The sequence below is a fragment of the Chryseobacterium sp. DT-167 genome, assembly GCF_058310155.1.
Genome location: NZ_JBZEEQ010000007.1, coordinates 222,502 through 230,332, shown reverse-complemented (window position 1 = coordinate 230,332; position 7,831 = coordinate 222,502). Strand labels below are relative to the sequence as shown.

Annotated in this window: 7 protein-coding genes and 1 pseudogene; 7 read left to right on the top strand and 1 reads right to left on the bottom strand. The window is 37.4% G+C overall.

The genetic code is table 11. From position 1 onward, the window contains the following. From AC4FQ5_RS11510 to AC4FQ5_RS11480, 7 genes and pseudogenes are all read left to right on the top strand, one after another. Positions 1-643, top strand: a pseudogene (locus tag AC4FQ5_RS11510) (hypothetical protein); the annotation flags it as partial. Between the two features lie 359 nt (positions 644-1,002). Then, on the top strand, positions 1,003-1,599 hold the full coding sequence (locus tag AC4FQ5_RS11505; RefSeq protein WP_491143422.1) for a Crp/Fnr family transcriptional regulator: 597 nt from the start codon (positions 1,003-1,005) through the stop codon (positions 1,597-1,599). 766 nt (positions 1,600-2,365) lie between these two features. Next, complete coding sequence (locus AC4FQ5_RS11500; RefSeq protein WP_491143420.1) at positions 2,366-3,532, top strand: zinc-dependent alcohol dehydrogenase; 1,167 nt, start codon at positions 2,366-2,368, stop codon at positions 3,530-3,532. A 171-nt stretch (positions 3,533-3,703) separates the two neighbouring features. Further along, complete coding sequence (locus AC4FQ5_RS11495) at positions 3,704-3,928, top strand: alpha-amylase domain-containing protein (protein WP_491143418.1); 225 nt, start codon at positions 3,704-3,706, stop codon at positions 3,926-3,928. 42 nt (positions 3,929-3,970) lie between these two features. After that, the gene (locus AC4FQ5_RS11490) at positions 3,971-4,624 is read left to right on the top strand and encodes a DUF6766 family protein (RefSeq protein ID WP_491143416.1); all 654 of its coding nucleotides are present in this window, start codon (positions 3,971-3,973) and stop codon (positions 4,622-4,624) included. A gap of 16 nt (positions 4,625-4,640) precedes the next feature. Beyond that, positions 4,641-5,258, top strand: coding sequence for a hypothetical protein (locus AC4FQ5_RS11485; RefSeq protein WP_491143414.1), 618 nt, complete (start codon positions 4,641-4,643; stop codon positions 5,256-5,258). Between the two features lie 246 nt (positions 5,259-5,504). Further along, positions 5,505-5,795, top strand: a complete 291-nt coding sequence (locus tag AC4FQ5_RS11480) for a hypothetical protein (RefSeq protein WP_491143412.1) — start codon at positions 5,505-5,507, stop codon at positions 5,793-5,795. A 362-nt stretch (positions 5,796-6,157) separates the two neighbouring features. Here the strand turns inward: AC4FQ5_RS11480 and AC4FQ5_RS11475 are convergent, their stop codons facing one another. Continuing rightward, entirely contained in the window at positions 6,158-7,678 is a 1,521-nt protein-coding gene (locus AC4FQ5_RS11475; protein ID WP_491143410.1) for an FAD-dependent oxidoreductase, read from the bottom strand. Between the last annotated feature and the right edge of the window lie 153 nt (positions 7,679-7,831).

Here is a 7,831-nt window from a genome sequence, read left to right as displayed (position 1 = left end):
AGCATATATTGAAGGTATCGAGATGATGAAAGAAGTTGATCCTTCGGTAAGAATTTTAATTACCGAACCTTTAGTCAGCATTGTTTCAAACGACCAGAGTCAAGCAGCAGCAGTTTTATCTGCAGAAAAGAAACATTTTGAGCAATTTCAGGTTCATGATATTTTATCAGGAGCAATGTGTCCAGAACTCAGAGGTAAACCGGAATATCTTGATATTATTGGTGTTAATTATTATTATCATAACCAGTGGATCAATGAGACACACGAGTTTTTACCCTGGGCAAAGGAGCCTCCTCATCCTTTGTCACGTACACTTCATTCTTTAATAGAAACTGTTTTCAGCCGTTATGGAAGACCAATCGTGATTTCAGAAACCAGTCATCCCGGTGAAGATCGTGCAAAATGGATCAACGCGATAGCCAGGGAATGCCTTTCAGTCATAAAAACAGGTATTCCTCTTTTAGGATGCTGCTATTATCCGATTGTTGACCGCCCAGACTGGGATCATGTGAATGTATGGCATCATAGTGGACTTTGGGATGTATTTGATCCGATTTCGCTCACCAGAGAAGCAGATACAGAGAGTATAAATGCTGTCAGTCAATTCAGATCAGAACTTAAAAATATTCATGCTGATGCCTGAATAATGAAAATCAAAGCCTTCTAATTGTATGAAGGCTTTTTTTCTGATAGTATTTGAATGAGCAATCAATGTTGTTGAGGAGGATGAAATATTATATGTTTTTGATGATACACTCCACAATAAGAATCGTTTTTAATAATAAAGATATTTAAAATTCTCCAAAATATCACTGCATTATTCTGCTGATTCTCTGCCTTTTTTATCATCATTACGATGTGTATGATTTAGATCATACATATGAAATGCCCTATACTACTAAATTTGAATAACGGCATAAAATCACTTTTTAGTGATGTATTTATTGTTTAGTATAGGTAGATTTAGATGCATTTTGTTTTTCTTAATTATTTTTAACCAGCATGTTAGTCGATGAAGATTTACTCCTTCTTTACGGAGGAGAACTAGTGAGTTTTGCCAAAAATGATATGATCTTTCGAGAGTCGGAAACTCCGAAATTTTATTATCAGATAAAGCATGGCAATGTGAAGATCAATAATTATCATCAGGAGGGGAAAGAGTTTATCCATAGTTTTCCTTCAGCAGGGCACTGCCTTGGTGAGACTTTCATATTTTCCGACAGACCTTATCCGGTAAATGCTGTTGCTATGACAAATACAGAAATCATTAAAGTCACTATTCCCAGGTTTATGAAGCTCATAGAAAATGACAGAAGTATTCTTTTCCGGCTTTATCAGTATACTTCACAAAGAATGCATTACCGGTATGTGATGCTCAATAATTTATCTTCCACTAATCCTCTGAGTAAAATAATCTGTGTGATGGATTGCCTGAAGCAGTATCATAATGCAACAGAACAATACTCTTATCAAATCCCGTATACACGTCTTGAAATTGCATCACTGACAGGACTTCGGGTCGAGACCGTCATCAGATTGATTAAACGTATGGAACGTGAAAACCTTGTTAAAATCGTCAGTGGCAAAATCTTCTATTGATCTTGCATGTCGTTTAATTTTTACCACTACAGAATTCCAAAATAAATTTAAATAATGCTGAATTTCAGAGCGTAGGTTATTCCGGATGCTAATACTGCAATTGTATCTGGAAATGGACTGTTTTAATAGCTGTATCCGGTTTTGGCAAACCACAAATGTTGTATTATACCCCAAATGGAAATCTATTTATCACCAGACGCAATAAAGGAGATGTACTGAATGCGAAATTTTCAGAGCTTACAGACAGTATCAATGTACCATCAAAAAAAAATGAAATCAGCTATGATTAAAATCATAATCTGGTGAATTGAATTTCAATATTTTTGATTGTGTAAACATTATTCAGTCTTAGCTGAAAAGCAGTTGCTAAATATAATAGGGGAGTCATTGCGCTTATACTTTATAACAGGAAAAAAATATTTTTGAGCAAAAACAGGACAAATTACGGGAGCATTGATAACCTGAAAACAGTAAGAATCCTTAGCATCATTGGGATGACTGTAAGTGCTTTATACATGATTTACCTGATCTTTGTATTATCAGAAAGTTGGCAAATAGGATTTTCAGATCCGGCATTATTATTGAAACATTGAGACAGAATAGGGTTGGTATTCCGGAATTTTCTCCTCTATGATTCAGATCATTTTATTTATCTGAGTTTTTTTCTAATTTCGGGATATACACACAGGCTGTGCAGATTAATATCATATGATACAGACCTTGCACTGCTATTAATTACTAACACCAATCAATAAAATATTAAAATATGAAAGCAGCAGTTTTTCATTCACCAGGTAATATTACCTGTGACACAGTCGATGATCCGAAAATAGAAGATCAAAACGATATTATTTTAAGAGTCACTTCTACCGCAATCTGCGGAAGCGATCTTCACATGTATTCAGGAGGCATTCCCCAACCGAGACCTATGGTCATGGGACATGAGTTTATGGGGATCGTTGAAGAAGTAGGAAAAAACATCAGTCATCTGAATGTTGGTGACCGGGTAGTTGTTCCATTTCCAATTGCTTGCGGAGGCTGTTACTTTTGTCAGAACGATCTCCCTTCAGGCTGTGAAAACTCGAATATTGAAAATTACGGACCCGAAGGAGGTCTTGTAACGGAAAAAGGGGGCGGAATGTTTGGTTATACCGATCTCTATGGAGGATATAACGGTGGACAGGCTCAATATGTACGTGTACCTTACGCCAATTTCGGACCAAGAAAAGTGGCGGACTCACTGAGTGACGAGCAGGTGCTATTTCTTACCGATATTTTTCCGACAGGATATACCGGCGTGATGTGGGCAGATTTAAAGGGCGGGGAGACGGTTGCTATATTCGGAGCAGGTCCTGTAGGGGCAATGGCTGTTAAAAGTGCAATTCTCCATAATGCTAAAAAAGTGATCGTTATTGACACATTGCAATACCGTTTGGATCATATCAAAAATCTGACAGGCTGTGAAACCATCCGATGGGAAGATGCCAAACAAACCGTCGAGCAAATCAGAAGCATGACAAACGGCAGAGGCGCAGATCTTTGCATAGACGCAGTCGGGTTTGAGCCAGACAGAAATCTGGCAGATAAAGCCAAAGCACTTATCAACTTCGAAAAAGGATCTATAAAAGTTTTGGATGCCTGTATGAGTGCGGTACGTCGTGGCGGATTTGTTTCTATACTTGGCGTTTATCCCATGAATTATGACAATTTCAGAGTAGGACAGCTGTTTGATAAAGGAATCACCCTAAAAGCAGGACAGTCCCCGGTACATACGATTATAGATAAATTAATGAAATATGTAGAAACCGGACAGGTGAAGCTTGACGATATTATTACACATCGGCTTTCGCTTGATGAGGTCGCAAAAGGCTACGAAATATTCGATAAAAAGGAAGACGGCTGTGTAAAAGTGGTGCTTGATCCTTGGAAATAGACTGCTTGATCCCGATCTTTTTGGGCAGAATATACAGATACGAAAGATAATAATGAAGCACATATTGTAATTCCTGAGCTGCACCTCTTACCAGTACTGATGGAAGCTCGAAAAAAGTTTGCTCACGGATCGCAAATCAATTTTTTTGACCATCAAAATTGCATCGCATTCATGCTGTCTGGAAACGGGAAAGACGATGGTTGTCTGGTTATTATCTCAAATAGTAAGACGTGTAGTAAAGAGGTGAGCTGGGGAAAAGAATATGCTAATGCAACATTTTATGATTTTTTACACCAAAGGACAGAGGAAATTGTTTTAGATGATGAAGGTAAAGGTACTTTTACAGTCAATGCACAGTCGGTAAGTGTATGGGTGCTGAAAGACCAAATCATTTAGTGGAAATAATCATTCAGTTAATTATAATTAAATATAATATCAATGGCTAAACAGAATTTTTTTTATCGCAACAGTTTAAGCATTGTCCTTCTTTTATTCATGATAATCTGCCTATACGGACAGATAATGACCGGATGGAAAACTGAGAATAATGAATTGGCAGAACTGGGGCAACCCCTCCTGAGTATCGGAGAATATCTGCATAGCGGTCATTTTATTCAGGCAACTTTTGAGAACTGGGAAAGTGAGTTTTTACAGATGATGTTATATGTTTTGCTCACTGTTTTTCTTAAACAGAAAGGATCCAGCGAATCAAAGTCGATGGATGAGGAAGAAGATGTTGATCGAGAGCCTCACCCTCATCCCAATGCACCGTGGCCTGTTAAAAAAGGAGGAATATGGCTTAGATTATACAAACATTCTCTTTCAATAGCATTCGGTATTCTTTTTCTAGCAAGTTTCATTATGCATTTTTACGGAAGTTATAAAGAATACTGCGATGAGCAGATTGCCAAAAAGCTGCCTTTGTTGAGCACTTCAGAATATATGTATGATTCCCGGTTTTGGTTTGAGTCATTCCAAAACTGGCAGAGTGAGTTCCTAGCAGTTGCCTCGATCGTCATTCTTTCAATTTGGCTGCGTGAGAAAGGCTCTCCCGAATCAAAACCTGTTGATATGCCTCATCACGAAAACTGATAAATAAAATTATTATATGAAACCTAAAATAGTAACAGGAGTTCCCGAACATGAAAAAGGCAGCTTTCACGATACCGAAAGCGTCAGGAAGTTAAACGATTTAGAAAACACGATTGAAAATTTTAAAACCTTAAAAGACCGCTTTCTGTCTGTAAATTACTGGAGCTATTATGCCATAGGTACAGGTGCAGATTTTAAGCTTCATGACAGAGACGGAAATCTAAAAAAAAGGCTTCCCGAAAAAGGTGACTTCATCAGGATCGATATCCCCGGACCGGGAAATTTTGAAGCAAGAGGATTTGATTGGGTACAGATTACCGATATGTATGAGAAACAATTTGATGAAGGCGATATTGCTGAATTGTTGCTGATCGAATGCAGACCTTCTGAAATTCCGGGTAAAGAAAATACCAATACTGCACATTTTTATACTGCAGAAGCGACTTCCACATTAATAATCTTCCGAGGAACCGATTATTGCATTAAACTGGGAATCTACGGACGCAACGAGACTCCCAATATGAATGCCGGTATAGCTGATAAAGCACGAAATTTAACGATCGCTTTAGGCGGAATGGTGGGACTTTCAAAAATTCAATGGAAGGCTTTGGCAGATGGTTTAGTCGAATTTTAAAATAACATTATCAGGAAATAGATGAATAAAATCAATGTAGAATAACACAAAATGCTACAATAAAAGAAAATGAAATGAAAATGCGCTATTGCATAAATTTTTGTTGATGCTTTAAAAGATATCTACTATGCAGACCAAGAAGCACATAAGCAGGTTAGAAAAAGTTTCTGGGGCAGCTAAAGCTTCATCATATTTTGAGCATCAGCGAAAAGGAAGACCAATAATTCTTAATCAATGAATAGTTCTATGAAATTTATATCAGTAATTTTTATATTATTTTTCAGCCTCAATTATGCCCAGAGTCTGACTGCCTCCGCAATTCATGAGATTTCGCAATACAATTTTGAACATTTGGATCGCCTGATGATTACCGAGCATGGTTTTAAACGTGTGGAAGATATTGAGGAAGAAAATCAGAAAGTATATACCAATTACAGTGATGAGCCTCATGAGCTTCTGGTAATTACTGTTATCCAAGATTCAAGCGGATGCTCAAATGTACTCAGCATTGTTAATAAATCAGCTGTTGATGTTTAAAAATTACGCAAAGAGCTGCCACTGGAAGGATTTTTATACCATGGGAAGAAAAAAATGTCGGCAGAAATGGTTGTTTCTCAATATGTCAGAGGAAAATTTACGGTATCCATTACTGATCATATAACCTCAACCGGAGCTTATCAGATACTCTTAGTGTGCAAATAATAGATTGATATCGATTTAAAATAAAACAATGGTTCTATCGTTCCTATAGAATCACTAAAGTTGGTCAGGCTCCAATACCAGACCCTGACCAACTTTAAATTCTGGTGCATCTTTATTTTCCATATTGATGTGCCAGGTTTATTTTTCTTAAACTGATCTGTACAGTGAGTGAAAAGACCAGTTTATAATGGAAATGATTATAAATTGTCCTGATCGATTTTCTCCAGATCTGACATAGCCGGACCATTCAGCAACTTACCTTCAGTACTAAAGCGAGATCCGTGGCACGGACAGTCCCAGGAAACTTCTGAAGGATTCCATGCCACATTGCAGCCCGTATGAGGACATACAGGACTTAGCAAATGCAGTTCTGCTTTATGATCCCGATAAGCTGCGTAAGTGGCTCCATCATGCTTGATGATTTTTCCTTCGCCGTTGCTGATTTCATTTAATTCAGAAATTTTATCCGCAGAAAATTTGTCTTTTACAAAATGAAGCGATGCATTCACTACCTCGTCAAGCACCCCTCCCGCACTTGCAATCGGTTTGAGACGTGAAGGAGATAGTAGTTTTGCCAGTTCGGTCTCTTTATCCTCCAGCAGATCCAGAATAATAAGGGAGGTCATCGTTCCGAAAGTCATACCGTTACCAGTAAATCCTGTAGAGATATAAATGTTGTTTTCACCCGGCATTCTTCCTATATAAGGCAATCCATCAGCAGACTGGTAAAACTGGGATGACCATTTTGCCACTATTTCTTTGTATTTAAAATTCTCATTTACATATTCGATGAGGTCTTCAAAATGTTTTTCTGTGTCTTTTTCATCGCCTGTCTTGTGATCAAACCCTCCAACAATTAAGTAATATTTATCATCAGACTTATGATAACGTGCGTAGTGATAAGGATCATAGAGATCTGCTGTCTGTGCCATTGTTTTCACAGGATTCTCAAGTTGTAACGTCACAGCATAACTTCTGTACGGAGCCAGAAGTACACTGAACCGGTTGTTTCCCGGAGGAATATGTGTAGCCCAAACCAAGTTTTTTGAGGTGAATTCCAGATTGTTATCTGTGGTAACGGTAACGACACCGTCTTTGTTTTTAAAATCTGTCACCTGCGTTCCGGTAATGACTGCGCCACCTTCTTTAATATATTCTTTTAACAATTTGTTGATATATCTTAATGGGTGAAACTGTGATTGACCTTTTATTTCTATTGCCTTATCAAATTTTAGGCTGAAAGGTATTGCGAAAGTCTGTTCTGTTTCTATACCGACTTTATGATGGGCTTCTAATATTTTGTCAAGTTTTTTGGTCTGTTTTTCATCGGCGCTGAAAAGATAATAGCTGCATTCATTAAAGTCACACGAAATATGATAATGTAAAATATTCTGCTTGATGTAACGGGTTGTTTCCTTTGCCGAATCGGCAAGTATCACGGCTGACTTTTCTCCGAAGTTTCCGATGATTTCGTCATATGAAGAATCAAAAAAGTTGTTGATATGTGCAGTTGTTCCGCCCGTTGTACCAAATCCAGGATTTTCTTTTTCCAGCAAAAGACATTTCCTTCCCCGGTTCTGAAGTTCTTTTGCTAAAGTAATTCCTGTAATTCCTGCGCCTACGATAATGGTGTCAAAATCACTTTGATCATAAGTTTTAATTTTTTCAATATCAGCTTTACTCTCCCAAAAGCTGACTTTTTTGCCGTCTCTTTTCATATTAAATTGTATTTTGGTTAAATTGGTTATTACAACTGAACCAATTTTGTACCATCAACGCTGAAAAAGGAGCTTTAAAATTTATATTTCAGATACTATGACTATGGTCATATGAATGTATTTTTTACGAAAAAAATATAATAACAAAATGAT

Coding starts and splice junctions, on each gene's coding strand:
- AC4FQ5_RS11505 (WP_491143422.1), top strand. CDS start 1,003: ATGTTAGTCGATGAAGATTTACTCCTTCTTTACGGAGGAGAACTAGTG.
- AC4FQ5_RS11500 (WP_491143420.1), top strand. CDS start 2,366: ATGAAAGCAGCAGTTTTTCATTCACCAGGTAATATTACCTGTGACACA.
- AC4FQ5_RS11495 (WP_491143418.1), top strand. CDS start 3,704: ATGCTGTCTGGAAACGGGAAAGACGATGGTTGTCTGGTTATTATCTCA.
- AC4FQ5_RS11490 (WP_491143416.1), top strand. CDS start 3,971: ATGGCTAAACAGAATTTTTTTTATCGCAACAGTTTAAGCATTGTCCTT.
- AC4FQ5_RS11485 (WP_491143414.1), top strand. CDS start 4,641: ATGAAACCTAAAATAGTAACAGGAGTTCCCGAACATGAAAAAGGCAGC.
- AC4FQ5_RS11480 (WP_491143412.1), top strand. CDS start 5,505: ATGAAATTTATATCAGTAATTTTTATATTATTTTTCAGCCTCAATTAT.
- AC4FQ5_RS11475 (WP_491143410.1), bottom strand. CDS start 7,678: ATGAAAAGAGACGGCAAAAAAGTCAGCTTTTGGGAGAGTAAAGCTGAT.